This window comes from Streptomyces omiyaensis (assembly GCF_014650895.1).
Taxonomy (GTDB): domain Bacteria; phylum Actinomycetota; class Actinomycetes; order Streptomycetales; family Streptomycetaceae; genus Streptomyces; species Streptomyces omiyaensis.
In genome coordinates, this window is the sequence record NZ_BMVV01000007.1 from 1 (window position 1) to 26221 (window position 26221).

Genomic DNA, 26221 nt, shown 5'->3' on the forward strand with positions numbered 1-26221 from the left:
CTTTCAGCGCCGATGGTACTGCAGGGGGGACCCTGTGGGAGAGTAGGACACCGCCGAACAATCATTGTGGGAAAGCCCCGCACCGTCATGGTGCGGGGCTTTTCCGCGTTCACCACCCCCTTTCCCGGGGTGGCCGGCGGACCCGGTTCCCGGGGGTTGCGGGGCCGGGAGGTAAGGTCAGGGGTCAGCGTCGGTACCGTTCCCAGCAGGAGGCTTCCGGGTGGAGGTCCAGGAGACCGAGGTCCAGACGGACCGGGTCCTCACCATCCCCAACATTCTCAGCATGGCCCGCCTCCTCGGCGTGCCGCTGTTCCTGTGGCTCATCCTCCGGCCGGAGTTCGGCGGGCCCAACAGCGACGTCTGGGCACTGGTCGTCCTGATGCTCAGCGGCGTCAGCGACTATCTCGACGGCAAGCTCGCGCGGAAGTGGAACCAGATCAGCAGCCTCGGCCGGCTGCTGGACCCCGCCGCCGACCGGCTGTACATCCTCTCCACGCTGGTGGGGCTCACCTGGCGTGAGATCCTCCCGCTGTGGCTGACCGCCGTCCTTTTGGCGCGCGAGGTCATGCTGCTGGTCATGGTGGGAATCCTTCGCCGGCACGGCTACCCGCCGCCGCAGGTGAACTTCCTCGGGAAAGCTGCGACTTTCAACTTGATGTACGCCTTCCCCCTGCTGCTTCTCAGTGACGGAACCGGCTGGCTGGCGTCACTCGCTGAAGTTTTCGGATGGGCTTTCGCCGGATGGGGTACAACTCTGTATTGGTGGGCAGGGATCCTCTACGTGGTCCAGGTCCGCCGACTCGTGAAGGCGGATACCGCGGCCGATTGAGCCCGTCCGTCCCGCGCCGTGCAGCGTCGCCGGCAGTAACCGAGGACGTCCGAGGGCTCGTGACCGGACAGGGTCGGTCGGCAGGACCGTCGTCTCTTCAAGGAGGACGCTTCCGACATGAAGGCCGTCGTGATGGCCGGTGGCGAAGGAACCCGCCTTCGCCCCATGACCTCGAGCATGCCCAAGCCTCTTCTGCCGGTGGTGAACCGGCCGATCATGGAGCACGTCCTACGACTGCTCAAGAGGCACGGTCTCAACGAGACCGTGGTCACCGTCCAGTTCCTCGCATCACTCGTCCGGAATTACTTCGGCGACGGCGAGGAGCTCGGGATGGAGCTCACGTACGCCAACGAGGAGAAGCCTCTTGGCACAGCGGGCAGTGTGAAGAACGCCGAGGAAGCGTTGAAGGACGACGCCTTTCTCGTGATCTCGGGGGATGCCCTCACCGATTTCGACCTCACGGACCTGATCCGTTTCCACAAGGAGAAGGGCGCCCTCGTCACGGTCTGTCTGACCCGGGTGCCGAATCCACTGGAATTCGGCATCACGATCGTCGACGAGGAAGGGAAGGTCGAGCGTTTCCTGGAGAAGCCGACCTGGGGACAGGTCTTCTCCGACACGGTGAACACGGGCATCTACGTGATGGAGCCCGAGGTCTTCGACTACGTCGAGGCCGACGTTCCCGTCGACTGGTCCGGTGACGTCTTCCCGCAGCTGATGAAGGAAGGCAAGCCGATCTACGGCTATGTCGCCGAGGGCTACTGGGAGGACGTCGGCACCCACGAGAGCTACGTCAAGGCACAGGCCGACGTGCTGGAGGGCAAGGTCCAGGTCGACATCGACGGCTTCGAGATCTCGCCCGGCGTCTGGGTCGCCGAGGGCGCCGAGGTGCACCCCGACGCAGTGCTGCGCGGACCGCTGTACATCGGCGACTACGCCAAGGTGGAGACCGGAGCCGAGGTCCGCGAGCACACCGTCATCGGTTCCAACGTGGTGGTGAAGACCGGAGCCTTCCTCCACAAGGCGGTCGTCCACGACAACGTCTACATCGGACCCCAGAGCAACCTCCGCGGCTGCGTCATCGGCAAGAACACCGACGTCATGCGGGCGGCCCGTATCGAGGACGGGGCCGTCATCGGCGACGAGTGCATGATCGGCGAGGAGTCGATCGTGCAGGGCAACGTCCGGGTCTACCCGTTCAAGACCATCGAGGCCGGTGCCTTCGTCAACACCTCGGTCATCTGGGAGTCCCGCGGCCAGGCCCACCTCTTCGGGGCACGCGGAGTCTCCGGCATCCTCAACGTCGAGATCACGCCCGAGCTCGCCGTCCGGCTGGCGGGGGCGTACGCGACGACGCTGAAGAAGGGCGCGACCGTCACCACCGCCCGCGACCACTCGCGAGGAGCGCGCGCCCTCAAGCGCGCGGTGATCTCCGCGCTCCAGGCCAGCGCCATCGACGTGCGGGACCTGGAGAACGTGCCGCTGCCGGTGGCCCGGCAGCAGACCGCGCGCGGAAGCGCCGGCGGCATCATGGTGCGCACCTCACCCGGCGTTCCGGACTCCGTCGACATCATGTTCTTCGACGAACGGGGCGCCGACCTGTCGCAGGCCCGGCAGCGGAAGCTGGACCGGGTGTACGCGCGGCAGGAGTACCGGAGGGCCTTCCCGGGCGAGATCGGCGACCTGTCCTTCCCGGCCAGCGTCTTCGACTCGTACACCGGATCGCTCCTGCGGAACGTCGACACCACCGGGATCGCCGAAGCCGGGCTGAAGGTGGTCGTGGACGCCTCCAACGGCAGCGCCGGCCTCGTGCTGCCGAGCCTGCTCGGACGGCTCCAGGTGGACTCGCTGACCATCAACCCCGGACTCGACGAGTCGCGGCCGACCGAGTCCGCCGAGCGGCGGCGGGCCGGGCTCGTCCGGCTCGGGGAGATCGTGGCGTCGGCGCGGGCCGCGTTCGGCGTGCGGTTCGACCCCGTGGGCGAGCGGCTGTCGCTCGTCGACGAGCGGGGCCGGATCATCGAGGACGACCGGGCGCTGCTGGTGCTGCTGGACCTGGTGGCGGCCGAACGCCGCTCCGGCCGGGTCGCGCTGCCGGTCACCACGACCCGCATCGCCGAGCAGGTGGCCGCGTACCACGGGACCCAGGTCGACTGGACGACCACCTCGCCCGACGACCTCACCCGGGTCGGCCGCCAGGACTCCACCATCTTCGGCGGGGACGGGCGCGGCGGGTTCATCGTCCCCGAGTTCAGCAGCGTCTTCGACGGGGCCGCGGCCTTCGTGCGGCTCATCGGACTGGTGGCCCGGACGCAGCTCACGCTCAGCCAGATCGACGCGCGGATCCCGAGGGCGCACGTCATCAAGCGGGACATCGCCACGCCGTGGGCGGTGAAGGGACTCGTGATGCGGCGGGTGGTCGAGGCGGCCGGCAGCAGGTCGGTGGACACCACCGACGGCGTCCGGGTCGTGGAGGCCGACGGGCGCTGGGTGATGGTGCTGCCCGACCCGGCCGAGGCCGTCACCCATCTGTGGGCCGAGGGACCCGACGACACCTCCGCGCAGGCCCTGCTCGACGAATGGGCGGCCGTGGTCGAGAGCGCAGGTCGCTGACCCCACCGGCGGACCGGTGCCGGGCGGCCCCCGAGAGGGGGCCGCCCGGCATTCCCAGGGCCATTCGGCGGTACGGCGTGCGACGTGCGACGATGTGCGGCATGTCGCAGCAGCCCCCCGTTCGGAGCACCGGTTCTCCGCCCCCGCGCCCGGACGCCTCGATGTCGCTGCTGAACAACGTCATCGACCACGCGCTGGACGACGGGTACGCAGAGGCGACCGCCCGGCGCCGGGCCGAGGGCGGGACGATGCCCAAGCCGCTGCGGGCCCGGCTCGGGCTGGCTGCCGGGCTGGTGCTCGCCGCCGCCGTGGTGACCGTGGGCGCGGCCGAGGCACGGATCTCGGCCCCCGTCGTCGCGAAGGAGCGCCAGGAGCTCATCGACCGGATCGAGGGCGAGAACGAGGCGGCCGACGAGCTGGAGCGGGACGTCGAGCGGATCCGTGCCGAGGTCGGCGAACGGCAGCGGGCGGCGCTCGAACAGCACGGCGGCGACCAGGGCGAACTGGTGGCGCTGCTCTCCGGGGCCACCCCCGTGCGCGGCCCCGGCGTGAAGCTCGTCGTCGACGACGCCAAGGGCTCCGACGGCGGGGGCGGCGGCCCGCGCGAGAGCGCCGGCTTCTCCGACACCGGGCGGGTGCGCGACCGCGACATGCAGCGGGTGATCAACGGCCTGTGGGAGTCGGGCGCGGAGGCCGTGTCGATCAACGGACAGCGGCTGACCTCGCTCTCGGCGATCCGGGCCGCCGGCGACGCCGTACTCGTCGACAACCGGCCGCTCGTGCCGCCGTACACCGTCCTCGCCGTCGGCGACGGGCAGCGGCTGAACACGGCCTTCCAGGACAGCGCGGACGGGCAGTACCTGCACGCGCTCGTGGAGAACTTCGGGATCCGCAGCAGCATCTCGGTCGAGGGCGAGCTGAGCCTGCCGGCCGCGCCGAGCCTGATCGTACGTACAGCTGAGCCGAGGGGGGCCGGGGCGGCGACGCCGACCGGACGCGCCACGGCCGACAAGGGGAAGGCAACATCGTGATCGCCGTACTGGGCCTGATCGTCGGAGTCGTGGCGGGACTGCTGGTCCGGCCCGAGATCCCGGCGGTCGTCGAGCCCTATCTCCCGATCGCCGTGGTCGCCGCCCTCGACGCGGTCTTCGGCGGCCTGCGGGCCATGCTCGACGGGATCTTCGTGGACAAGGTCTTCGTCGTCTCCTTCCTCTCCAACGTGGTCGTGGCCGCGCTCATCGTCTTCCTGGGCGACAAGCTCGGCGTCGGCGCGCAGCTCTCCACCGGTGTCGTCGTCGTGCTCGGCATCCGGATCTTCTCCAACGCGGCCGCGATCCGCCGCCATGTCTTCCGGGCGTGAGGCCGATGAGTGTGAACCCGAACGAGAAGCCGGAGCCGGGCGGCGAGAACCCCGGAACCCCCACGACGCCCGAGACGCCGCGCACGCCGCGGATCGCGGGGGCGCCGGGGACCGCAGGGGTGCCCGAGGCGCCGGGGACGGTGGGGGCGGCGGAGACTGCCGGGACTCCGGGGAAGCCGGAGTCCGCTGGGGCGCCTGAAGCGGGCGAGCCGCGTGAGACCGTGCCGCAGCCGCAGCCGCAGCCGCAGCCGCAGCCGCAGCCGCAGCCGTCGGCCTCGTCGCCCGTTTCGCCGCCGCCGCGGGTTCCCGTGTCCGTGCCCGCGTCCGCGGAGGGGTGTGAGAGCGCTCCCGAGGGTGCTGTGCCCGCCCCGGAGGCCCCGGGCGGCACCGGGGCCGGTCAGGACGGGCGCCGGCGCCTGGCGGACGCCCTGTGGCCGCCGCGGGTGACGCGGGCGCAGCTCATCGTGGCCCTGCTGCTGGCCTGCCTCGGCTTCGGCCTCGCCATCCAGGTCTCCTCGACCAGCGAGGGCAGCGCCCTGCGCGGGGCCCGGCAGGAGGACCTCGTACGGATCCTCGACGAGCTCGACGACCGCACGCAGCGGCTGGAGGACGAGAAGGCCCGGCTGGAGAAGCAGCGGTCGGAGCTGGAGTCCAGCTCCGACCAGGCCGAGGAGGCCAGGCGGCAGACGCAGGAGAAGGAGCGCCAGCTCGGGATCCTGGCCGGCACGGTGGCCGCGGAGGGGCCCGGGATCACGCTGACCGTGACCGACCCGGTCGGCGCGGTCGAGTCCGACATGCTGCTCGACGCCATCCAGGAGCTGCGGGCGGCCGGGGCCGAGGCGATCCAGGTCGACGGCGTGCGCGTGGTCGCGGACAGCTATTTCACCGGTGGCGGCGATGACATGCGGATCGATGGAACGCAGGTGACCGCTCCGTACGTCTTCAAGGTCATCGGCAAGCCCGAGGATCTCGAGCCCGCGCTCAACATCCCCGGTGGCGTCGTGCAGACCCTCGAGAAGGAGCAGGCCACGGCCACGGTGGAGCGGTCGGCGAAGATCGTCGTCGATGCCTTGCGACCCGCGAAGCGGCCTGACTACGCTCGGTCGTCCTCCCCGTGAGAGAGGGGGTGGGGGGTCCCGCGACATGGGCTGGAGCGTTGCGGGGGGTCGGCGCACCACAACGGTGGTGCGTGGTGGAAACTGTCCGGAGGATACGGACGTTGTGAAGGTGTCCGGGTCGGCAGGTGTGATGGATCTCGGTTCGTCCTGCCCCACGGGCGGGTCTGTTTCGGTCAAGGGGAATCGCCCGTGAAGTTGTTTGCGAAGTTGTTCGGCAAGAGCGCACGCGAGGACGGCGGCAACGCCAGGCACCGCGCGTCGCGCCACGCCCAGAGCGAGGAGCAGGGCGGCGAGCGCCCGCTCTTCCGTGACGAGGTCGGTGGCGACATTTCGGGCGCGCCGGGCGCGTCGTCTGTTGACCCCGCCGGTGCCGCGCGCATAGGTTTCGGTGAACCATCAACCTCAAGTACGGGTGGAGGGTTCACCCCCGACCCGTACGCGACCCAGACCTCCGCGGGTCAGCCGCGGCAGGAGGACGCGTCCATGCCGGTGTGTACCAGGTGCGGTCACCGCAACGCGGCCGACAGCCGCTTCTGCTCCCACTGCGGCACGCCGCTGCGGGGCGGGATCGCCGCCGAGCGTCCCTCCGAGACGACGTCGACCATCTCGATCTCGGGTCTCGAGGCGTACGACGCGGAGACCACCGGGCAGATCGCGATCCCGGCGCTGTCCCCCGAGGCCCTCGCGGCCGTGGAGGCGCTTCCGCCGGGCTCCGCGCTCCTCGTGGTGCGCCGCGGTCCGAACTCGGGCAGCCGCTTCCTCCTGGACGGTGAGCTGACCACGGCCGGCCGTCACCCGCAGAGCGACATCTTCCTGGACGACTTCACGGTCTCCCGGAGGCACGTCGAGTTCCGCCGGGGCCAGGACGGCAGCTTCACCGTCTCCGACGTCGGCAGCCTCAACGGCACCTACGTCAACCGGGAGCCGATCGACTCGGTCGTGCTCAACCCCGGCGACGAGGTCCAGATCGGCAAGTACCGGCTGGTCTTCTACGCGAGCCAGCGAGGCGTCTGACACACGCCTGGCGGAGATCCTTCAGGAAAGGTCCATGGTGCGAACACCGACGGGCGGTGCCGGATCCGGCACCGCCACCGCGGGCGACCGGCTGGTGAGTATCGGCACCGTGCTCAACCAGCTGCGGGCCGAGTTTCCCGAAGTGACGATCTCCAAGATCCGCTTCCTGGAGGCCGAGGGGCTCGTGGAGCCCCGGCGCACGGCCTCCGGGTACCGGAAGTTCAGCCCGCAGGACGTGGAGCGGCTCGCCGCCGTCCTGCGGATGCAGCGGGACCACTACCTCCCGCTGAAGGTCATCCGCGAGCACCTCGACGCCCTCGCCCGGGGCGAGCAGGTGAAGCTGCCCGCCCCCGGGCGGCGGCGTGACCTGCTCGACGGACTGCTCGACGGCGCCCCCGACGACGACGAGGACGGCGAGCGGCCGACCGTCGCGCGGATCGGCCGGGCCGAGCTGGTGGCCGCGGCCGGGGTCACCGAGACCGAGCTGCTGGAGTGGGAGTCGTACGGCCTGGTCGCCGAGAGCGAGGGCGGCGGCTTCGACGCGGAGAGCGTGAACGTCGCCCGGATCGTCGCCGACCTCGGGCGGTTCGGTCTCGAACCCCGGCACCTGCGGGCGGTGAAGGCCTCGGCGGACCGGGAGGCCGGGCTCATCGAGCAGGTCGTGGCGCCGCTGCGCCGGCACCGCAATCCGCAGACCCGGGCGCATGCCGAGGAGACCGCCGCCGATCTGGCCCAGCTGTCGGTGCGGCTGCACGCGGCGCTGGTCCAGACGGCCCTCGGGATCCGGCTCCAGTGAGCCCCGCGGGGGGCCCGGGCGCGGGGTCGCGGGTGCGCTGAGAGGGGGCCCGACTATCCAAACCGGTCGGGCACGTCCTAGGGTTGCTGTGTGAACGAGCTCGACGTTGTGGGTGTCCGGGTGGAAATGCCCTCCAACCAGCCGATCGTGCTCCTGCGCGAGGTGGGAGGCGACCGGTACCTGCCCATCTGGATCGGACCCGGCGAGGCGACCGCGATCGCCTTCGCCCAGCAGGGCATGGCGCCGCCGAGGCCGCTGACGCACGACCTGTTCAAGGACGTGCTGGAGGCCGTCGGCCAGGAGCTCACCCAGGTCCGCATCACCGACCTGAGGGACGGGGTCTTCTACGCCGAACTGGTCTTCGCCAGCGGTGTGGAGGTCAGCGCGCGCCCGTCCGACGCGATAGCCCTGGCCCTGCGGACCGGTTCGCCGATCTTCGGCAGCGACGGCGTCCTCGACGACGCCGGCATCGCGATCCCCGACGAGCAGGAGGACGAGGTGGAGAAGTTCCGCGAGTTCCTCGACCAGATCTCGCCGGAGGACTTCGGGAGCCAGTGACCCGGAGGCCCCGGCCGCCCGTCGGGCGGGGGCGTGCGAGGGGCGGCCGAAGAGCGCCGTCGGCGCATTCGAGTAGCCTTTCCCCGGAGTGGGACACGTGAAACCACTCTCTGGGTGATTATCACTCGGCGTGCCGAGTGTGGCGATCGTTGACGCACCCCTAGCGACTGCCTACCTTCGAGTGGGCAGGTCAAGGACGGAGGGTCGGCGTGATGAGCAGCGCGGACGGTACGGCAGGGAGCTCGCTCGGACGCGTGTCCGGGGAGAGCGGTCCGTATCCGCTTCACGGCAGTGGGGGCGACTTCGGTACGGAGACGGGCTCCGGGGTCGCGGACGAGGCGATCGGCTACCGCGGTCCGACGGCCTGCGCGGCCGCCGGCATCACCTACCGCCAGTTGGACTACTGGGCGCGCACCGGGCTCGTGGAGCCCAGTGTGCGGCCCGCGTACGGCTCCGGGACGCAGCGGCTCTACAGCTTCCGCGACGTCGTCGTCCTGAAGATCGTCAAGCGTTTCCTCGACACGGGCGTCGCCCTCCAGAACATCCGGGCCGCCGTGCAGCACCTGCGCGCCCGCGGCTTCCGCGACCTGGAGCGGATGACGCTGATGAGCGACGGGGCGACCGTCTACGAGTGCTCGTCGCCGGACGAGGTCGTCTCGCTGCTCCAGGGCGGACAGGGCGTCTTCGGCATCGCGGTGGGGGTCGTCTGGCGGGACGTCGAGGCGGCGCTCTCGCAGCTGCACGGGGAGCGCGTGGACACCGGCGAGACGCTGGTCGGGCACAACCCGCAGGACGAGCTGGCGCGGCGGCGGCGCGACCGGGCCGTCTGAGGCCCGCACCGCCCCGGAGCCCGGTCGGCGCGGGCGTGGCCCCGTACCGTCGGTTGTCAGTGGCGTGAGGCAGCATCGGAGACGTGAGAGCCGCCCCCACGATCCTGCACCTGGACATGGACGCCTTCTTCGCCGCCGCCGAACAGGCGTCGAAGCCGAGCCTGCGCGGCAGGCCGGTCGTCGTGGGCGGGCTCGGGCCGCGCGGGGTCGTCGCCACCGCCTCCTACGAGGCCCGGCGCTTCGGGGTGCACTCGGCGATGCCCATGGGGCAGGCGCGGCGGCTCGCGCCGAACGCCGCCTACCTGGTGCCGCGCTTCGCCTTCTACCGGGCGATCAGCGGGCAGGTCATGGAGCTGCTGGGGCGGCTGTCGCCGCTGGTGGAGCCGCTCAGCCTCGACGAGGCGTTCGTCGACCTGGAGGCCGGGGGCCTCGCCGACGACAGCGCGAGCGCGCGGGCCGTGGGGGAGCGGCTGCGGGCCGAGATCCTGGCGACCACCGGACTGACCGGCTCGGTGGGGCTCGCCGGGTCCAAGATGCTCGCGAAGATCGCCTCGGAGGAGGCGAAGCCGGACGGGCTGGTGCTCTTCGAGCCGGGGACCGAGCGGGCGCTGCTCGCGCCCCGGTCGGTGCGGATCATCCCCGGCGTGGGGCCGGCCACCGGTGACCACCTGCGGCGGGCCGGGATCACGACGGTCGCCGACGTGACGGAGGCCGGGGAGGACGAGCTCGTACGGATCCTGGGGCGGTCGCACGGGGCCTCGCTGTACCGGATGGCGCTCGGGCACGACGACCGGGCGGTGGTGGCCGAGCGGGACGCCAAGTCGGTCTCCGTGGAGGACACCTTCGACATCGACCTGCACGACCGGCTGCGGATCCGGCTGGAGGTGGAGCGGCTGGCCGAGCGGTGCGTGGCGCGGCTGCGCGGTGCGGGGCACTCGGGGCGCACGATCGTGCTGAAGGTGCGGCGCTACGACTTCTCGACGCTCACCCGGTCCGAGACGCTGCGCGGGCCGACGGACGACCCGCTGGTGGTGCGGGAGGCGGCGGAGCGCCTCCTGGAGCTCGTGGACACGACCGGCGGGGTGCGGCTGCTCGGGGTCGGGGTGAGCGGACTCGCGGACTACACGCAGGAGGACCTCTTCGCCCAGGCGGAGGCCGAGGCCGGGGCGGCGGCAGGGGCGTCGGGGGAGACGGCGGAGGGCGGGGCGGCGGCGGAGAGCGGAGGCGGGCTCCCCGGGGCCCGGGAGGCGGGCGCGGAGGCCGTCGTCGCGCCGGTGGAGGCCGCCGACGCCGGCGAGCGGCGGTGGACGCCGGGACACGACGTGCGGCACGCGGTCCTCGGGGCCGGGTGGGTGCAGGGCAGCGGCCTGGGGAGGGTCACCGTCCGCTTCGAGGAGCCCGGGAGCACGGTTCCGGGGCGGGTGCGGACCTTCGCGGTGGACGACCCGGAGCTGGAGCCCTCGGACCCGCTGCCGCTGGTGTCCGGCGGGGCGACGGGGGCGGGCCCCTCCGCCCCGGTCGCCCGGGCGGGTGAATGAGGCGGCGGGGCGGGGCCGTTCCGGCCGCCCCCGGCGGCACCCTCCGAGAGTGCCGCGCGGCCCCTTCCGGGCACGCGGCAGGGCCCCGCGCCGGGCGGCGGGCTCGGAGCCGTACCGGTGCGGGGGCGACGGGGTGCGGAGGGCGGGCTCCTAGGCGGCGTCGTCCCGGCCCGCGAGGCGTCCGAAGTCCGGGATCGCGTCCGGCGGGGGCGGGAGCGTCAGCTCGTAGTGGCGGTAGAGCTGGAGCTCCTGCTCGGGCGAGAGGTGACGGCCGACGCCGAAGTCCGGGGCGTCCTTGATCAGGGAACGCTCGAAGGGAATGTGGAGACCGTCGTCGGCCAGCTCGCTCGGCTCCAGCGGGACGAACGCGTCCCTGCTGAACAGGCCGGTGCGGACGGCCGCCCACTCGGGGACGCCGGTCGCGTCGTCCAGGTACACCTCGTCCACGGTTCCGATCTTGTGCCCGTTCCTGTCGAACGCCTTGCGGCCGATCAGGCTGCGCGGATCGATGTCGGTCTGCACGGTCCCTCCAATTGGTCGCAGCTGCTCTACACCCCTACGAAAGTGCACAACTGGGATGTCGGCCACTTGAGCGATGAGGCCGACAACCGCGCTGGTAGGCTGGCTGTGGCTGTCGACACCGTGCGGGAGAGTCCACCGGAGATCCCTTCCGATGGCGCCGAAGGAGCAAATCCTCCCCGGAATCTCTCAGGCACCCGGTACCGCGCGGGCGAGGTCACTCTGGAAAGCAGGGCGGAAGTCCGACGGCATCCGCTCTCACCGACGGTGAAAGCCGGCGTGCCCCCGGGCGTGCCGGTGAAGCTCTCAGGTTGAGATGACAGAGGGGGAGGCCGTCCGGGCACCCGCGCCGTGGTGCCCCTCGCAGGTCGTGACGACCAGGAGGCCCCCGCATCATGACCGCCAACCGCACCCCGCTCTCCGAGCTCGAGCAGGGCATCCCCTTCGAGCAGCGGCACATCGGACCCGACGCCGAGGCGCGGGCCAAGATGCTCGCCCAGGTCGGCTACGGCTCGCTCGACGAGCTGACGGCCGCCGCGGTGCCGGACGTCATCAAGAACGCCGAGGCGCTCGACCTCCCCGGCGCACGCACCGAGGCCGAGGTCCTCGCCGAGCTGCGTCAGCTCGCCGACCGCAACCAGGTCCTCGCCCCGATGATCGGCCTCGGCTACTACGGCACCTTCACGCCGCCGGTCGTCCTGCGCAACGTCATGGAGAACCCGGCCTGGTACACGGCGTACACGCCCTACCAGCCGGAGATCTCGCAGGGCCGCCTGGAGGCGCTGCTCAACTTCCAGACCATGGTCGCCGACCTCACCGGTCTGCCGACCTCCGGCGCCTCCCTCCTCGACGAGGGCACCGCCGCCGCCGAGGCCATGGCGCTCTCCCGCCGCGTCGGCAAGGTCAAGAACGGCGTCTTCCTGGTCGACGCCGACGCCCTGCCGCAGACCGTCGCCGTCATCGAGACCCGCGCCGAGCCCACCGGCGTCGAGGTCGTCGTCGCCGACCTGAGCGAGGGCATCCCCGCCGAGGTCGCCGAGCGCGGCGTCTTCGGCGTCCTGATCCAGTACCCCGGTGCCTCCGGTGCCGTGCGCGACATCAAGCCGCTGATCGACGCCGCCCACGAGCTCGGCGCGATCGTCACCGTCGCCGCCGACCTGCTCGCCCTCACCCTGCTCGTCTCGCCCGGCTCGCTCGGCGCCGACATCGCCGTCGGCACCACCCAGCGCTTCGGCGTCCCGATGGGCTTCGGCGGCCCGCACGCCGGCTACATGGCCGTCCAGGACAAGCACGCCCGCTCCCTTCCCGGCCGCCTCGTCGGCGTCTCCGTCGACGCCGACGGAAACAAGGCGTACCGCCTCGCCCTCCAGACCCGCGAGCAGCACATCCGCCGCGAGAAGGCCACCAGCAACATCTGCACCGCCCAGGTGCTCCTCGCCGTCATGGCCGGCATGTACGCCGTCTACCACGGTCCCGACGGTCTCAAGCAGATCGCCCAGCGCACCCACCGGTACGCGGCGATCCTCGCCGCCGGTCTGACCGCCGGGGGCGTCGAGCTCACCCAGGGCGTCTTCTTCGACACGATCACCGCCCGGGTGCCCGGCCGCGCCGACGCCGTCGTCGCCGCCGCCCGCGAGGCCGGCGTCAACCTGTACCGCGTGGACGCCGACCACGTCTCGGTCTCCTGCGACGAGACCACCGGCCGCACCCAGCTCGCCGCCGTCTGGGGCGCCTTCGGCGTCGACGCCGACATCGAGGCCCTGGACGCCGTCACCGAGGACGCCCTGCCCGCCGGACTGCTGCGCTCCGACGCGTACCTCACCCACCCGGTCTTCCACGCGCACCGCTCCGAGACCTCGATGCTGCGCTACCTGCGCCGCCTCTCGGACCGCGACTACGCCCTCGACCGCGGCATGATCCCGCTCGGCTCCTGCACCATGAAGCTGAACGCGACCACCGAGATGGAGTCGGTGACCTGGCCCGAGTTCGGCCAGATGCACCCCTTCGCTCCGATCGACCAGGCCCAGGGCTACGTCACGCTCATCACCGAGCTGGAGGACCGCCTCGCCGAGGTCACCGGCTACGACAAGGTCTCGATCCAGCCGAACGCCGGCTCGCAGGGCGAGCTGGCCGGCCTCCTCGCGGTCCGCGCCTACCACCGCGCCAACGGCGACGAGCAGCGCACCGTCTGTCTCATCCCGTCCTCCGCGCACGGCACCAACGCCGCCTCCGCGGTGATGGCCGGCATGAAGGTCGTCGTCGTGAAGACCGCCGAGGACGGCGAGGTCGACGTCGAGGACCTGCGCGCCAAGATCGCGCAGTACCGCGACGAGCTCTCCGTGCTCATGATCACCTACCCGTCGACGCACGGCGTCTTCGAGGAGCACGTCGCCGACATCTGCGCCGAGGTCCACGAGGCCGGCGGCCAGGTGTACGTCGACGGCGCCAACCTCAACGCGCTGGTCGGCCTCGCCAAGCCGGGCCACTTCGGCGGCGACGTCTCGCACCTCAACCTGCACAAGACCTTCTGCATCCCGCACGGCGGCGGCGGCCCCGGCGTCGGCCCGGTCGCGGTCCGCTCGCACCTCGCCCCGTACCTGCCGAACCACCCGCTCCAGCCCACCGCGGGCCCGGAGACCGGCGTCGGCCCGATCTCGGCCGCCCCGTGGGGCTCCGCCGGCATCCTGCCCATCTCCTGGAGCTACGTGCGCCTCATGGGCGGCGAGGGCCTCAAGCGCGCCACCCAGGTCGCCGTCCTCGCGGCGAACTACATCGCCAAGCGCCTGGAGCCGCACTACCCGGTGCTCTACACCGGGCCGGCCGGCCTCGTCGCCCACGAGTGCATCGTCGACCTGCGGCCGCTGACCAAGGCGACCGGCGTCAGCGTCGACGACATCGCCAAGCGCCTGATCGACTACGGCTTCCACGCGCCGACCATGTCCTTCCCGGTCGCCGGCACGCTGATGATCGAGCCGACCGAGTCCGAGGACCTGGCCGAGCTGGACCGCTTCTGCGACACGATGATCGCGATCCGCGCCGAGATCGAGAAGGTCGCCACCGGCGTCTGGCCCGCCGAGGACAACCCGCTGGCCAACGCCCCGCACACCGCGGCCGCGCTCGGCGGCGAGTGGACCCACGCCTACGACCGCGACGTGGCGGTCTTCCCCGCCGGCGTCTCCACCGCCGACAAGTACTGGCCGCCGGTCCGCCGCATCGACGGCGCCTTCGGCGACCGGAACCTGGTCTGCTCCTGCCCCCCGCTGGACGAGTACGACCACTGATCGCAGCCATGACAGAGGGCCGGTCCGGAGTCTCCTCCGGGCCGGCCCTCGGCCGTGCCCCGGCGGCGCGTCAGGCCGCCGTCGTCACCCGGCCCGTCGTCAGCGGCCGGTGCGGAGCGATGATCTGCCCGTCCGGCAGCAGTTCGCCGGTGTCCTCGAAGAGCAGGACACCGTTGCACAGCAGGCTCCAGCCCTGTTCCGGGTGGCAGGCCACCGGGTGGGCGGCCTCACGGTCGGCGGAGTCGGCGGTGGGACAGGCAGGCTGGTGCTGGCACATGGGTGGGTTCTTTCGCTGCGTCGTGGTGGATGTCCTGCGGCTCTTCGCGCTCATGGCCGCCCCCGTCGGTCGGTTCGGTTCCGGGCCCAGTCTTGCCGCACGGACGGACTTCCGCAGGTATTTCGCGTCAGCTCGTCCGCTCCTGGGAAGACGCATCACCCGCAGGGGCGGTTCAGGTCAACGCCCCCGCCTTTTCGGGTGGTTCGGGGTGGCCCGAGCGGGCTAGTCCGTACGGGAGGGGTGTTCGGCGACGGTGTTCGGCCCCGGTTTCCGGACAGCAGTGCGCCCCGTGACCCGACCGGGTCACGGGGCGGTGCGCGCGGGACGGATCAGGCGGGCGCCGCGGAGCCGAGGAGCGGCGGCGGCGCGAGACGCGTACTGAGCACGGGCAGCAGATCGGCCACCCGGTAGGGGCGGTTGGCGGCGATGCCGGGCGGGGCCGGGGCGAGGGGCACCAGGACGTCCGCGGAGTCCGCGCCCGGGTCGGCGCCGTCCGGGTCCGGTTCGGCGTGCAGCCACAGCGTCAGCATGTACAGCTCCGGCACCGAGAGCAGCCGCGGCTGGTACGTGCCGGGCAGCGCCTCGGCCTGGACCAGGGCCCGCTCCGTGGCGGCGACGTACGGTCCCTCGAAGAAGTGCGAGAAGGACCAGCCGTCCGGGGTGAGCATGGTGTCCGCGGCGGCGATCGCCCGCTCCCCGCTCCGGATCAGGAAACGCCAGCCGACGAGCCGGGATCCTGGCGCCTGTCCCGGGGCCTCGGAGAGCCTCAGCACGTGCACGGGCAGGGGCAGTTCGGGACTCAGCGGTCCCGGAGCGGCCCGCAGGGCCGGGGTGCGGGCCTCGCGCACGGCCGTGGGCGAGCCGAGTGCCGCGAGGACACTGCGGAGGGCCGGCGCGGGGGCCGGGGTGGGTCGGAGCATCGTGTGGGTCGCCTCTCGCTCAGGAGACACGGTGATACGGGGTACGGGGCTGGTGCGACGGCGCTGTCGGCGGCTGGGGCGGAGCGGGGGGCCACGGGGTCGTGGCCGTCTCCGGCGCTCCGCTGTCCGCGGAGTTTATACGACACGTGTTCACAGAGTGTTTCCGCTAGACGCCGCCGATATTCCTGACAAGACGCCATCAGGCCGTATTCGCCGGGTCGCGGCGTGGAATCGGGGCGAAGACAGGATCTCCGTCCTCGCATTCTCCGGCAAGCCGGACGTCGAAATTCCGAGAATCTTGTCGCACGCGCCGGCGGGGCCATATGACATTGGTATATGTCGACAGCCGGACCGGAGGCGGAGGGGCCGCGCGCGCGGCGACAGGTTCGTACCAGACTATCCGTGGAGCGGCCTGAAACGCAGGCGTTGTCGATCAGTGGCGTGGGCATCATCGTCCGTACGCGCGGCCCCGCCCGGTGGCCGCCCACGCGGGAGGGACGGCTCGATGGGGGAGAAGGTCGTGACGGACGGGTTCGGCCCGGCCGACCGGCAGCGCTACCGGCGCAAGCTCCAGCAGTGTCTGGCGGGGCTCGCCCGGCTCCTCGCGGAGCAGCGGTTCGACCGCCCGCGCAACCTCATGGGCGTCGAGATCGAACTCAATCTCGCGGGCTCCGACGGGCTCCCGCGGATGCTGAACGAGACCGTCCTCGAAAAGATCGCGAGCGCCGATTTCCAGACCGAACTCGGAATGTTCAACCTGGAAGTGAACATCGCCCCGCGGCGGCTCGGAGGCCACGTTTTCGACCGGCTCGCGGAAGAGCTGCGGACGGGACTGGGATACGCCGACCGCAAGGCGGCCGAAGTCGACGCCGGAGTCGTCATGATCGGCATACTGCCGACCCTCTCCCAGCGCGAGCTCGTCTTCGAGAACCTTTCCTCGGCCGATCGCTACGCCCTGCTCAACGACCAGATCCTCACCGCCCGCGGGGAACAGATCATCCTCGACATCCAGGGGGTCGAACGGTTCCGGCACACCTCGGAGTCGATCATCGCGGAGGCCGCCTGCACCTCGGTCCAGCTCCACCTCCAGGTCACCCCGGCGCGCTTCGCCGCCGTCTGGAACGCCGCCCAGGCCGTCGCCGGCGTCCAGATAGCCCTCGGCGCCAACTCGCCCTTCGTCTTCGGCCGCGAGGTGTGGCGCGAGTCGCGGCCGCCGCTCTTCCAGCAGGCCACCGACACCCGCCCGCCCGAGCTCCAGGCGCAGGGCGTCCGGCCCCGCACCTGGTTCGGCGAGCGGTGGGTGGACTCGGTGTACGACCTCTTCGAGGAGAACGTGCGGTACTTCCCCTCGCTGCTGCCGATCTGCGACGAGGAGGACCCGCTGCGGGTCCTCGACGAGGGCGGGGTGCCGCAGCTCAAGGAGCTGGTCCTGCACAACGGCACCGTCTACCGCTGGAACCGGCCGGTCTACGGCTGGGTCGACGGCGTCCCGCACCTGCGGGTGGAGAACCGGGTGCTGCCCGCCGGACCCACCGTCACCGACGTGCTCGCCAACGCCGCCTTCTACTACGGGCTCGTCCGCTCGCTCGCCGACGACCCGCGCCCGCTCTGGAAGCGGATGGCCTTCGAGGACGCCGAGGCCAACTTCGACGCCGCCTGCCGCCACGGCATCGAGGCGGAACTGCGCTGGCCCCGCCCGGGCCGCGCGGGGGGCGTCGCCACCCAGTCCGCCGTCCGTCTCGTCCTCGACGAGCTGCTGCCGCTGGCCGCCGCGGGGCTCGACGCCTGGCACGTCGACCCGGCGGACCGCGACTTCTACCTGGGCGTCGTCGAGCAGCGCTGCCGGCGCCGGGTGAACGGCGCGTCCTGGCAGGCCGACACCTTCCACCGGGCCCTGGAGTCCGGCCTCGACCGGGAGGCGGCCCTCGCGGCGACGACCCGGCGCTACCGGCAGCTGATGCTGACGGGGGAGCCGGTGCACACCTGGGAGGTGGGCACCGCGGGGGCGTGAGCGCGAGCGCGGGTGGTGCGAGTGCGAGTGCGAGCGTGGTGTGAGCGCTGGGGCGCGTGCGTGTGAGCGGGGGCGGGGTGGGTTCCGGCGGGCCCTGGATGGCGTTTCCGGCGTGCCGTCGCGCATGATCGTCGTACGGGGGACCGAGGCCGGTCCCCGCGGCGGTGGTGACGGGAACGGGAGACGCGCGTGGTGTCGGAACAACGGGTCGTGGACGCTGCCCCGCCCCCGGGCGGTCTCTCGCGGCGGGTGCTCCGCTCCGAGACGCTCATCGTGCTCGCGCTCTCGCTCGGCGCCAGCGCGGTCTCCTCGCTCATCAGCTTCGTCGGCTCGCTGACGAGGCCCGGCTCGCTCAAGGAGCAGGCCGCCACCCTCAACGGCTCGTACGCCCCCGGCCGGCCCTGGCTCGACCTCACCTGGCAGCTCTTCGGCATCGCCACGGCCCTCGTGCCGGTCGTCCTCGTGGCGCACCTGCTCCTGCGCGAGGGGGCCGGGCCGAAGGCGATCGGCTTCGACCGGACCCGGCCGTGGTTCGACCTCGGGCGCGGGGCGCTGGTGGCCGCCGGCATCGGCAGCGCGGGCCTCGCCTTCTACCTGGCGGCGCGGGCCTCGGGCTTCAACCTCACGGTGGTGCCCGAGTCGCTGCCCGAGGTGTGGTGGAAGTACCCGGTCCTGATCCTCTCGGCGATCCAGAACTCCGTCCTGGAGGAGGTCATCGTCGTCGGCTACCTGCTGCGGCGGCTCGACCAGCTGGGCTGGACGCCGATGCGCGCGCTGGTGGCGAGCTCGGTGCTGCGCGGCTCGTACCACCTCTACCAGGGCATCGGCGGCTTCGTCGGGAACATGGTGATGGGCGCCGTCTTCGTGCTGCTCTACCGGCGCTGGGGGCGGGTGGGCCCGCTGGTGGTCGCCCACGCGCTCCTCGACATCGTGGCCTTCGTGGGCTACGGGCTCCTCGCGGGGAAGGTGGACTGGCTGCCGACCGTCTGACGGCGGGCGGCACGGCGAAGGGGCGTACGGCATCGTGCCGTACGCCCCTTCGCCGTGTCCGGGCCCGCCGTGCCCGGGGGCGTGTGTCCTGCTTCGCGTCCCGGGGCGGGCGGCCCTTCCTCGCGTCCGGTTCGCGTCCGGGGCGTCAGGCGAGCAGGTCGCCCTCGATGACGGTCACCGCGTGGCCGGTCAGGAGGGTGCGGTCGCCGCGCAGCCGGGTGCGGACCAGGCCCGTGCGGGCGCCGCCCTGGAAGCCGGTGAGTTCGTCGCGGCCGAAGCGGGCCGACCAGTACGGCGCGAGCGCGGTGTGGGCGCTGCCGGTGACGGGGTCCTCGTCGATGCCGACGGAGGGGAAGAAGCCGCGCGAGACGAAGTCGTAGCCGCTGCCGGGGTCGGCGGCCGCCGCCGTCGCGATCACGCCGCGCGAGGAGTGCGTCCGGAGGGCGGCGAGGTCGGGGGCGAGGGCGCGGACGGCGGCCTCGTCGCGGAGCTCGACGACGAGGTCGCCGACGTGGGCGGCGGTGCCGTGGACGGCGAGGACCTCGGCGCCGAGCGCCTCGGCCAGGCCGTCCGGCACCGGGAGCGGGGTGAGCGAGGAGGTCGGGAAGTCCAGGGTGACGCCGCCGTCCGGCTCGGCGACCGCGCCGAGGACGCCCGAGCGGGTGGCGAAGCGGACCGGGCCGGCCGTCCGGCCGGTGGCGTGCAGGACGTGCGCGGTGGCGAGGGTGGCGTGGCCGCACATGTCGACCTCGGTGGTCGGGGTGAACCAGCGCAGCGCCCAGTCGGCCTCGCCGCCGGGGGGCAGCGGGTGTGCGAAGGCGGTCTCGGAGAGGTTGACCTCGGCGGCCACCTTCCGGAGCCAGGAGTCGTCCGGGAAGGAGCCGAGGAGGAGGACCCCGGCGGGGTTGCCGGAGAAGGGCCGGTCGGTGAAGGCGTCGACGATTCGGATGCGCATGCTCCGGACGGTACCGGGGGCCGGTCCGGGCGGACCAAGGCCAATCGGGGACGGCTGGCCCGAGCCGGCCTCTCCACCCGTCCGGACCCGTCTTCCGCCTGTCGCGGCCCGTGCTCCGCCGGGCAGGACTCGTGCTCCGCCGGGCAGGACGCGTGCTCCGCCCGGCAGGGCTTCCGCGCCACCCGTCCGGCCATCCGGGCCGGTCACTTCGGCAGGGCGGCCGTGAACGTCCGGCGGGGGTCCACCGGCCAGGTCTGCACGCGGTCCCAGCGTTCCCGTCCGCCCCGCTCGGCCGGCGCCTGGAGACGGACGGGGTCTCCGCCGGCCACGCGGCGGGCGACGAAGGACCGGCAGACCTCCGTGGCCTGCTCGATGACGCCGGTCACTTCGGCGCGGTCCCCCGTCGGGAGGCCGTAGCCGTCGGCCGGGATCCGCAGCCGTTCGGGCGTGTCCGGTCCGGGGGACGGAGAGCGGCTGCGGATCCCCGGATCGAGCATGGGCACCCCATGGCGGGCCGCCATGGCGATGGCCCGGAGGGCACCGCCCGGGGCCGCCGGGTCACCGGCCCCGACGAGCTGCGCACCGGGCTCGACGCCCTCGTCGACCAGGTCGTCCCCGGCCGCTCCGCCGACTCCCGGCCCGCGAACGCCAAGGAGCCGGCCGCCACCGCCGTCGGCTCGGGGGAGGAACCATGCGCGGCCGGCGTGCTCGAAACGCACCTGGCCGTCGAACGGCGAGCCGGCCCGGGTGCACGCTCCCCGGTCCCGTACCAGCTCGCCGCCGGCCGATTCCTGCGAGCCGCAGACCATCCACGGGGAGGGCCGGAGGCATCGAGCCCCAGGGCCTCGCCCCTGGACTCCGCCTGCTCGCCCGCTCGGTGGCGGGGGCGGTGGCGGTGGTGGTGTCGGAGGCGGGGGCTAGGGTCCGGACCCGTGGACATGGACGATCTTGATTACCGGACCCGGACGCAGTCGGGCTGCGTCCCCCCGTCGCTGGTCGCTCGCCTGCTCGCGCTCGGGCACGAGCGGGAGGTGGAGACGCAGGCCGGACGCGGGGAGTGGTTCTGCGCGCTGGAGTGGGCGCGGCTGCTGGGGGACCGGCAGGAGCACGCCCGGGCGCTGGAGGTGCTCGCGCCGTACGTCGCGACGGGCTGGTGGCCGGCGGTCCGGGCCCGGGCCGAGCTGCTGGAGCGCTGGGGGCGGGCCGACGAGGCGATCGCGCTGTGCCGCCCGCACGCACGGACCGGGGGCCGCCCGGCCCTGGACTTCTTCGCCCGCCTGCTGGCCCGTCACGGCCGGGCCGCCGAGGCGTTCACGCTGGTGCGGCCCGGAATCGCGGACTGGTTGCTCGCCGAGGTCCTGGTGGACGTGGCCGAAGCCGCCGGTCTGGACGAGGAGGCCGCGGCGCTGCTGGAGGCCCGCATCGCGGCTGCCGTTCCGGCCTGTGACGATCCCGACTGCGACCGGATCCGCCTCGAACCGTCCAACGCCTTCCTCCTGCTCGCCGCCGTCCGGGAACGGCAGGGCCGGATCGAGGAGGCGATCGACCTGCTGCGCCGCCGCGACATCACGTCGGTCAACGACCGCGACGCGCTGGCCGACCTGCTGGCCAGGCACGACCGGATCGGGGAACTGCGCGCGTACGCGGCCTCCGAGCACCACGGGCACGCCGCGCGGCGCCTGGCCGAGCTCCTGGAGGAGCGCGGTGACGTGGAGGGGGCGATCACCGCCTACCGGGCGTTCGCCGAGGAGCCCGACGGTCTGTGGCACGTGGCCGTCCCCCTGTCCGAACTCCTCGTCCGCCACCGCCGCGTCGACGAGGCGATCGAGGTGGTGCGCACCCTCGCCGACCGGCCCGGGGGCGCGGAGGACTACGTGGTCGACACCCTGTGCACCCTGTACGCCGACCACGGCCGGGCCTCCGACGGCCTGGCCCACCTCGACGCCCTCAAGGCGCGGCGCGGCGGCGAGGAGGACTGGGACTTCTTCCGGATCCGGCTCTCCCTCATGGCGGGCTGCGGTCTGCTCGACGAGGGGATCGAGCAGGCCCGGACGCACTCCGGAGGGGGCGCCTGGTACGCGGCCCGTTCCCTGTCCGACCTGCTCGCCGCGGCCGGCCGCACGGAGGAGGCCCTCGCCGTTCTCGAACGGCTCCCGGAGCAGAACATCTCGCTGCGGGCCGGGCTTCTCATCGACCTCGGCCGCGTCGAGGAGGCGGTACGACTCCTCCAGCAGCACGTGCGGGTCGCACCTGCGGACGCCTCCTGGACCGGCCTCCACTCCGACGAACCGCCGTTCTGACGCCGTCCGGTCCTCCGGTCGCCGTCGAGTGCGGTGGCCGGCGACCCCGAGGCCGGTCGACCGCAGGAGGGGGAGAGGGCGAGGCCGTGTGCCGATCGTGCCGATCGTGCCGAGGGCATGGTGGGCTTGTCGCGCCTCACGCTCGCCTTCAGGCCGGGTGGAGCACGGCCATGGCGATCTCCCGCACGCGGTCCTGCGTGATCCCGGTGCGCTGTTCGACGGCGAGAGGATGGTCGGTGGGCTCCAGCTCGATGAAGGGCCGCTCGCCGACCGGTCGGGTGTGGGCGTTGGTCTTCACGTGGGTGGTGCTCTCGGGATAGAACGGCAGCTCGGTGCAGAGCCAGCCGAAGTACGGCTTCTCGGCCTCGCGGCCCTCCGTGTTCCACACCTCAAGAGCGCGGGTGAAATTGTCCCTGCTCAGAGAGACCCAGACGCCCCAGGAGAAGACGTCCTGGCTGCCGATCACAGGTATCTCGACCAGACCCCTGATGAAGAAGTGCCGGCCCCTGATCACGCACTGGTCGGACGACAGCAGGCAGTCCGGATCACTCGCGAAGCCGGGGTCCCACACGTCAGGGGCCGGCGTCGAGTAGCTCATGGGGAGCTCCGCGTGGTGCTCGCCGCAGCATGAGCACGTGAAGTCGAGATCGTCGGACGTGGCGCGACCCTACCGAGCACCTGCGCGGGGGCACCCCGCGCCCTCGCCGAGGGCCTCGCCGATCAGCGGAGCGGCCGGCCACGGCGAGGTGTCGTCGTCCGCCGGCCGCTCGCCCCCCCCCGGGACGGGGCCATGGCTCGTGGGCGCAGCCTGCCGTGCCTCGCCGCGGGCCGGACCGGCGGAACCGGATCCTTCGCGACAGCTCGGTCGCCCGGGGGGTCGGTCGTTTGCCCATCGAACAGTTCCGATATATCGTTGAGGCATCGCGACAGTTCAACGATCGAATCTCACGGAAGGAGCGTTGCGATGCGTTCACAGGGACACGACCACGGACACGAGTTCGGTCACGGCCACGGTGCCGGGTGCGGGAACCGCGGGCCCGGACCGCGGGGTGACTTCGAGGGACGGCGTGCCGCCTTCGGGCCCTTCGGCCCCGGCTTCGGCGGCCCCGGCGGCGGGCCCTTCGGGCGCGGCCGCGGTGGCGGCGGCCGGGGGAGGGCGCGGCGCGGAGACGTGCGCGCCTCGATCCTGGCGCTGCTCAAGGACCGCCCGATGCACGGCTACGAGATGATCCAGGAGATCGGCGAGCGCAGCGGCGGGGCCTGGAAGCCCAGCCCCGGCTCGGTCTACCCCACCCTCCAGATGCTGGAGGACGAGGGGCTGATCGTCAGCGCGAGCGAGGGCGGCAAGAAGCTCTTCTCGCTCACCGACGCCGGGCGCGAGGAGGCCGGGGCCGCGCCGGACGCCCCCTGGGAGGAGGCCGGCCGCGGCGTCGACTGGGAGGCCGTCAACGAGATCCGGCAGGCCGGTTTCGGTCTGATGGAGGCCTTCGGGCAGGTCTGGAAGACCGGCAGCGCCGAGCAGCGGCAGAAGGCCGTCTCGGTCATCAACGACGCCCGCAAGAAGCTGTACCTCATCCTCGCCGACGAGCACTGAGCCCGCGGCGACGGGGAAGGGCCCCCGGCGGCACCTGCCGCCGGGGGCCCTTCCCGCGTCCGTGCGCTCAGGCGACCAGGCCGGAGAGCTTGCGCAGCGACTCGTTCAGCGCCGCCGTCGCGGAGTCCTTCAGCTTCCCGGCCATCAGCGAGACCGCCGCCCCGGTGAACTCGCCGTCGATGCGCAGGGTCGTCGCCGCGCCCTCGTCGGCGAGCGAGTAGCGGGTTCCGACGATCACCCCCATCGGGCCCTTGCCCCGGATGGCGAGGACCCGGCCGTCCTCCAGCTCCTCGACCGTCCACAGCACCTCGGCCGGGAAGCCCATGAGCTTCATGTTCTCGCTGAACGTCGACCCGGCCGCCAGGGTCTCGGGGCCGCCGTTCGGGAAGTTCGTGTGGGTGGCGTTCCACTCCCCGTACGAGCCGAAGTCGGTGAGGCGTTCCCACACCTTCCCGGCCGGTGCCTCGATCCGTGCCTCCGCGGTGACTTCGGCCATGACGACCACCCCTTCACGCGTGCCCGCTGGGTTCTGGTGTCGCGGAACGTAGCCGCAGGGGCGCGAACATTCAATACTGATGAACCGTCAGTTCTGCGGCGGCCGGTCCCGTGCCGCCGATCCACCAGATCTCCGCCGCGTCGAAGGCGTCCGGGACGCGCGGACCGCCGTCCTCCTCGTGCCGGTGGAACGCCGCCCAGAACAGGTCGCCCGGCAGTGCCTCCCGGGGCGCGTACACCCGGTACACGAACTGCCGGCCGTCGCGCGCGGCCAGGCCCACCATCCAGAACACACAGGGAGGACGCGCGGGGGCGGCGCGTGGTTGCCGACCGGGCGCGTGGCAAGGCGGCGCGCGCCCCGTACGGGAAATCGCCCGGATCTCCTCCCCGAGGAGGAGGGGCCGCGCGCGGGTGCACGACTCCGGTGGGACGCGGACATGGTTCTCCCGTGTGATGACCCGCGCGGGCGCGGCTGGTGAGGTGGAAGGGTGCACCCTTCCGTCCCGTCGCGCCCCACCCCGCCCCCGGCCCCGGCCGGGCCCGCGCCGCTGCTCGGTACCGTGCTCGCCGCCGCCCGCCGCCGGGCCCTGCGGGACGGTGACCGCCAGGTCGACACCGCCCACCTCCTGCACGCCCTCGTCGAGTCCGACCCCGAGACCCGCGCCGCCTTCGACGGCGAGGAGCGGGTCGCGCGCGTCCTCGGCTACCTCGTCCAGCGCTCCATCGGATACGGGCTCCGCTGGCAGCGGTCCGGCGAGGGCGGGGGCGCCCCGCTCCCGCTGCCCGCCGTGCGGGCCGGGGAGGGGACGGCGCGGCGCGCCTCCCGCTGGTCCCCGGCCGCCGCGGCCGCCCTGGAGGAGGCGCTGCGCCGCGCCTCGGCCCGCGGCGAGGCGCAGCCCCACGGGCTCGACCTGCTGGCCGGCCTCGCCGCCGACCCCGGCAGCCGGGCGGGCGAGGTGCTGCGCCACGCCGGGATCGATCCGCCCGCGCTCGGCGTCCGCGCCGTCGCGCTCGCCGCCGTCCTCGCACCGCGGGGCGCCGGGGTCCTCGACGGGGACCCGATGCCGCCGGAGGGTGTGGAACGCTGAATTCCGCCCCGGCGGGGGGTTTGCCCGGACCGCCGTCTCAACAGGTGCGACGGGGGTTACACGCCTGACCGGGTCCTGTCATCATGGCCCGATGCACGCGTCTCAGGGGAGAAGCGCCGGCCTGGGACTCGCCCTGGCCTCGGCCTTCGCATTCGGTGGTTCGGGAGTGGCGGCCAAGCCGCTGATCGAGGCGGGCCTCGACCCGCTCCACGTCGTCTGGCTCCGGGTCACCGGCGCCGCGCTCGTCATGCTGCCCGTGGCCTGGCGCCACCGGGACCTGCTGCGCCGCAAGCCCGGCCTCCTCCTCGGCTTCGGCCTCCTCGCCGTCGCCGGCGTCCAGGCCTTCTACTTCGCCTCCCTCTCCCGGATCCCTGTCGGCGTCGCCCTCCTCGTCGAGTACCTCGCCCCCGCGCTGGTCCTCGGCTGGGTCCGCTTCGTCCAGCGGCGGCCGGTCACCCGTGCCGCCGCGCTCGGCGTGGTGCTCGCCGTCGGCGGCCTCGCCTGCGTCGTCCAGGTCTGGTCGGGGCTCGGCTTCGACCTGCTCGGACTGCTCCTGGCGCTCGCCGCCGCCTGCTGCCAGGTCGGCTACTTCGTGCTCTCCGCCCAGGGCGCCGACGAGGCCGAACCGGCCGACCCGCTCGGGGTGATCGCGTACGGACTGCTCGTCGGCGCGCTGGTGCTCACCGTGATCGCCCGCCCGTGGACCATGGACACCGGCGTCCTGGGCGGCCGGGCCGACCTCGACGGCACCTCCGTGCCGGCCTGGCTGCTGCTCGGCTGGATCGTCCTGATCGCCACCGTCCTCGCGTACGTCACCGGCGTCGTCTCCGTCCGCCGGCTCTCCCCGCAGGTCGCCGGTGTGGTCGCCTGCCTGGAGGCGGTCGTCGCGACCGTCCTCGCCTGGGTGCTGCTCGGCGAGCACCTGGAGGCGCCGCAGCTCGCCGGCGGCGCGCTCGTCCTCACCGGCGCCCTCATCGCCCAGTCCGCCGCGCCGAAACCGGCGTCCGGGGGACCCGTCGCGGGCTCCGACGGCGGCGAGGAGGGCACCGGCGCGGGGCGCGAGGGGGAGTTGTCGGGCGGGCGGAGCGCCCCGTAGGGTGCCGGTCATGCACTCGACCGTTCTTCCGCCGCCCGC

Annotated in this window: 25 protein-coding genes, 1 pseudogene and 2 riboswitches; of the genes and pseudogenes, 18 read left to right on the plus strand and 8 right to left on the minus strand. The window is 72.9% G+C overall.

The window, feature by feature from the left end; translation table 11 throughout:
• Positions 1-220: 220 nt before the first annotated feature.
• From clsA to IE287_RS13530, 10 genes are all read left to right on the plus strand, one after another.
• On the plus strand, positions 221-829 hold the full coding sequence (gene clsA, locus IE287_RS13485; protein WP_189849257.1) for a cardiolipin synthase ClsA: 609 nt from the start codon (positions 221-223) through the stop codon (positions 827-829).
• Between the two features lie 117 nt (positions 830-946).
• A complete protein-coding gene (locus tag IE287_RS13490; RefSeq protein ID WP_189849258.1) occupies positions 947-3442 on the plus strand; it encodes a mannose-1-phosphate guanyltransferase in 2496 nt (831 codons plus the stop codon).
• 101 nt (positions 3443-3543) lie between these two features.
• Positions 3544-4473 (plus strand): DUF881 domain-containing protein, encoded by a 930-nt coding sequence (locus IE287_RS13495; protein WP_229883469.1) that lies wholly within the window; start codon positions 3544-3546, stop codon positions 4471-4473.
• Positions 4470-4802, plus strand: a complete 333-nt coding sequence (locus IE287_RS13500) for a small basic family protein (protein WP_030492461.1) — start codon at positions 4470-4472, stop codon at positions 4800-4802. The genes IE287_RS13495 and IE287_RS13500 overlap by 4 nt, the downstream gene beginning before the upstream one ends.
• 221 nt (positions 4803-5023) lie before the next feature.
• The gene (locus IE287_RS13505; protein ID WP_229883470.1) at positions 5024-5920 is read left to right on the plus strand and encodes a DUF881 domain-containing protein; all 897 of its coding nucleotides are present in this window, start codon (positions 5024-5026) and stop codon (positions 5918-5920) included.
• An 81-nt stretch (positions 5921-6001) separates the two neighbouring features.
• Positions 6002-6934, plus strand: coding sequence for an FHA domain-containing protein (locus IE287_RS13510; protein WP_189849535.1), 933 nt, complete (start codon positions 6002-6004; stop codon positions 6932-6934).
• 34 nt (positions 6935-6968) lie between these two features.
• Positions 6969-7730, plus strand: a complete 762-nt coding sequence (gene ftsR / locus IE287_RS13515) for a transcriptional regulator FtsR (protein WP_189849259.1) — start codon at positions 6969-6971, stop codon at positions 7728-7730.
• Between the two features lie 90 nt (positions 7731-7820).
• On the plus strand, positions 7821-8288 hold the full coding sequence (locus IE287_RS13520) for a bifunctional nuclease family protein (protein ID WP_030492457.1): 468 nt from the start codon (positions 7821-7823) through the stop codon (positions 8286-8288).
• A gap of 212 nt (positions 8289-8500) precedes the next feature.
• Positions 8501-9118 carry a MerR family transcriptional regulator gene (locus IE287_RS13525; RefSeq protein ID WP_189849260.1) on the plus strand — a complete coding sequence of 206 codons (618 nt, stop codon included), beginning with the start codon at positions 8501-8503 and terminating at the stop codon, positions 9116-9118.
• A gap of 83 nt (positions 9119-9201) precedes the next feature.
• The gene (locus IE287_RS13530; RefSeq protein WP_189849261.1) at positions 9202-10656 is read left to right on the plus strand and encodes a DNA polymerase IV; all 1455 of its coding nucleotides are present in this window, start codon (positions 9202-9204) and stop codon (positions 10654-10656) included.
• 150 nt (positions 10657-10806) lie between these two features.
• On the opposite strand, the gene IE287_RS13535 is transcribed toward IE287_RS13530, so the two are convergent.
• The gene (locus IE287_RS13535) at positions 10807-11190 is read right to left on the minus strand and encodes a PRC-barrel domain-containing protein (RefSeq protein WP_189849536.1); all 384 of its coding nucleotides are present in this window, start codon (positions 11188-11190) and stop codon (positions 10807-10809) included.
• Positions 11191-11291: 101 nt separating this feature from the next.
• Positions 11292-11391: riboswitch (glycine riboswitch) on the plus strand.
• A riboswitch (glycine riboswitch) is annotated at positions 11392-11508 on the plus strand. It abuts the riboswitch before it with no gap.
• 62 nt (positions 11509-11570) lie between these two features.
• Here IE287_RS13535 and gcvP point away from each other — a divergent pair.
• Positions 11571-14456 (plus strand): aminomethyl-transferring glycine dehydrogenase, encoded by a 2886-nt coding sequence (gene gcvP, locus IE287_RS13540; RefSeq protein ID WP_189849262.1) that lies wholly within the window; start codon positions 11571-11573, stop codon positions 14454-14456.
• 70 nt (positions 14457-14526) lie between these two features.
• On the opposite strand, the gene IE287_RS13545 is transcribed toward gcvP, so the two are convergent.
• Both IE287_RS13545 and IE287_RS13550 read right to left on the minus strand, forming a co-directional pair.
• A complete protein-coding gene (locus IE287_RS13545) occupies positions 14527-14733 on the minus strand; it encodes a DUF5999 family protein (protein ID WP_189849263.1) in 207 nt (68 codons plus the stop codon).
• A gap of 329 nt (positions 14734-15062) precedes the next feature.
• Positions 15063-15653: a hypothetical protein gene (locus tag IE287_RS13550; RefSeq protein WP_189849264.1), complete on the minus strand. Its 591-nt coding sequence runs from the start codon at positions 15651-15653 to the stop codon at positions 15063-15065.
• Positions 15654-16158: 505 nt separating this feature from the next.
• Here IE287_RS13550 and IE287_RS13555 point away from each other — a divergent pair.
• Complete coding sequence (locus tag IE287_RS13555; RefSeq protein WP_189849265.1) at positions 16159-17664, plus strand: glutamate-cysteine ligase family protein; 1506 nt, start codon at positions 16159-16161, stop codon at positions 17662-17664.
• 210 nt (positions 17665-17874) lie between these two features.
• Positions 17875-18654 (plus strand): CPBP family intramembrane glutamic endopeptidase, encoded by a 780-nt coding sequence (locus IE287_RS13560; protein WP_189849266.1) that lies wholly within the window; start codon positions 17875-17877, stop codon positions 18652-18654.
• Between the two features lie 145 nt (positions 18655-18799).
• Here the strand turns inward: IE287_RS13560 and IE287_RS13565 are convergent, their stop codons facing one another.
• Complete coding sequence (locus IE287_RS13565; RefSeq protein WP_189849267.1) at positions 18800-19609, minus strand: PhzF family phenazine biosynthesis protein; 810 nt, start codon at positions 19607-19609, stop codon at positions 18800-18802.
• Between the two features lie 203 nt (positions 19610-19812).
• The gene (locus IE287_RS38485) at positions 19813-20106 is read right to left on the minus strand and encodes a hypothetical protein (protein ID WP_308436865.1); all 294 of its coding nucleotides are present in this window, start codon (positions 20104-20106) and stop codon (positions 19813-19815) included.
• Between the two features lie 57 nt (positions 20107-20163).
• On the opposite strand from IE287_RS38485, the pseudogene IE287_RS38490 reads away from it, so the two are divergent.
• Positions 20164-20283, plus strand: a pseudogene (locus tag IE287_RS38490) (pyridoxamine 5'-phosphate oxidase family protein); the annotation flags it as partial.
• A gap of 264 nt (positions 20284-20547) precedes the next feature.
• On the plus strand, positions 20548-21909 hold the full coding sequence (locus IE287_RS13575; RefSeq protein ID WP_229883494.1) for a tetratricopeptide repeat protein: 1362 nt from the start codon (positions 20548-20550) through the stop codon (positions 21907-21909).
• A 148-nt stretch (positions 21910-22057) separates the two neighbouring features.
• Here the strand turns inward: IE287_RS13575 and IE287_RS13580 are convergent, their stop codons facing one another.
• Positions 22058-22507, minus strand: a complete 450-nt coding sequence (locus tag IE287_RS13580; RefSeq protein WP_189849269.1) for a DUF2199 domain-containing protein — start codon at positions 22505-22507, stop codon at positions 22058-22060.
• Between the two features lie 366 nt (positions 22508-22873).
• Between IE287_RS13580 and IE287_RS13585 the strand changes: the two genes are divergently transcribed.
• Complete coding sequence (locus IE287_RS13585; protein ID WP_189849270.1) at positions 22874-23503, plus strand: PadR family transcriptional regulator; 630 nt, start codon at positions 22874-22876, stop codon at positions 23501-23503.
• Positions 23504-23570: 67 nt separating this feature from the next.
• On the opposite strand, the gene IE287_RS13590 is transcribed toward IE287_RS13585, so the two are convergent.
• Both IE287_RS13590 and IE287_RS13595 read right to left on the minus strand, forming a co-directional pair.
• Positions 23571-23999 carry a type II toxin-antitoxin system Rv0910 family toxin gene (locus IE287_RS13590; protein WP_189849271.1) on the minus strand — a complete coding sequence of 143 codons (429 nt, stop codon included), beginning with the start codon at positions 23997-23999 and terminating at the stop codon, positions 23571-23573.
• 70 nt (positions 24000-24069) lie between these two features.
• Entirely contained in the window at positions 24070-24291 is a 222-nt protein-coding gene (locus tag IE287_RS13595; RefSeq protein ID WP_189849272.1) for a hypothetical protein, read from the minus strand.
• A gap of 195 nt (positions 24292-24486) precedes the next feature.
• On the opposite strand from IE287_RS13595, the gene IE287_RS13600 reads away from it, so the two are divergent.
• Positions 24487-25086, plus strand: a complete 600-nt coding sequence (locus IE287_RS13600) for a Clp protease N-terminal domain-containing protein (RefSeq protein ID WP_189849273.1) — start codon at positions 24487-24489, stop codon at positions 25084-25086.
• A gap of 91 nt (positions 25087-25177) precedes the next feature.
• On the plus strand, positions 25178-26182 hold the full coding sequence (locus IE287_RS13605; protein WP_189849274.1) for an EamA family transporter: 1005 nt from the start codon (positions 25178-25180) through the stop codon (positions 26180-26182).
• Positions 26183-26221 lie beyond the last annotated feature (39 nt).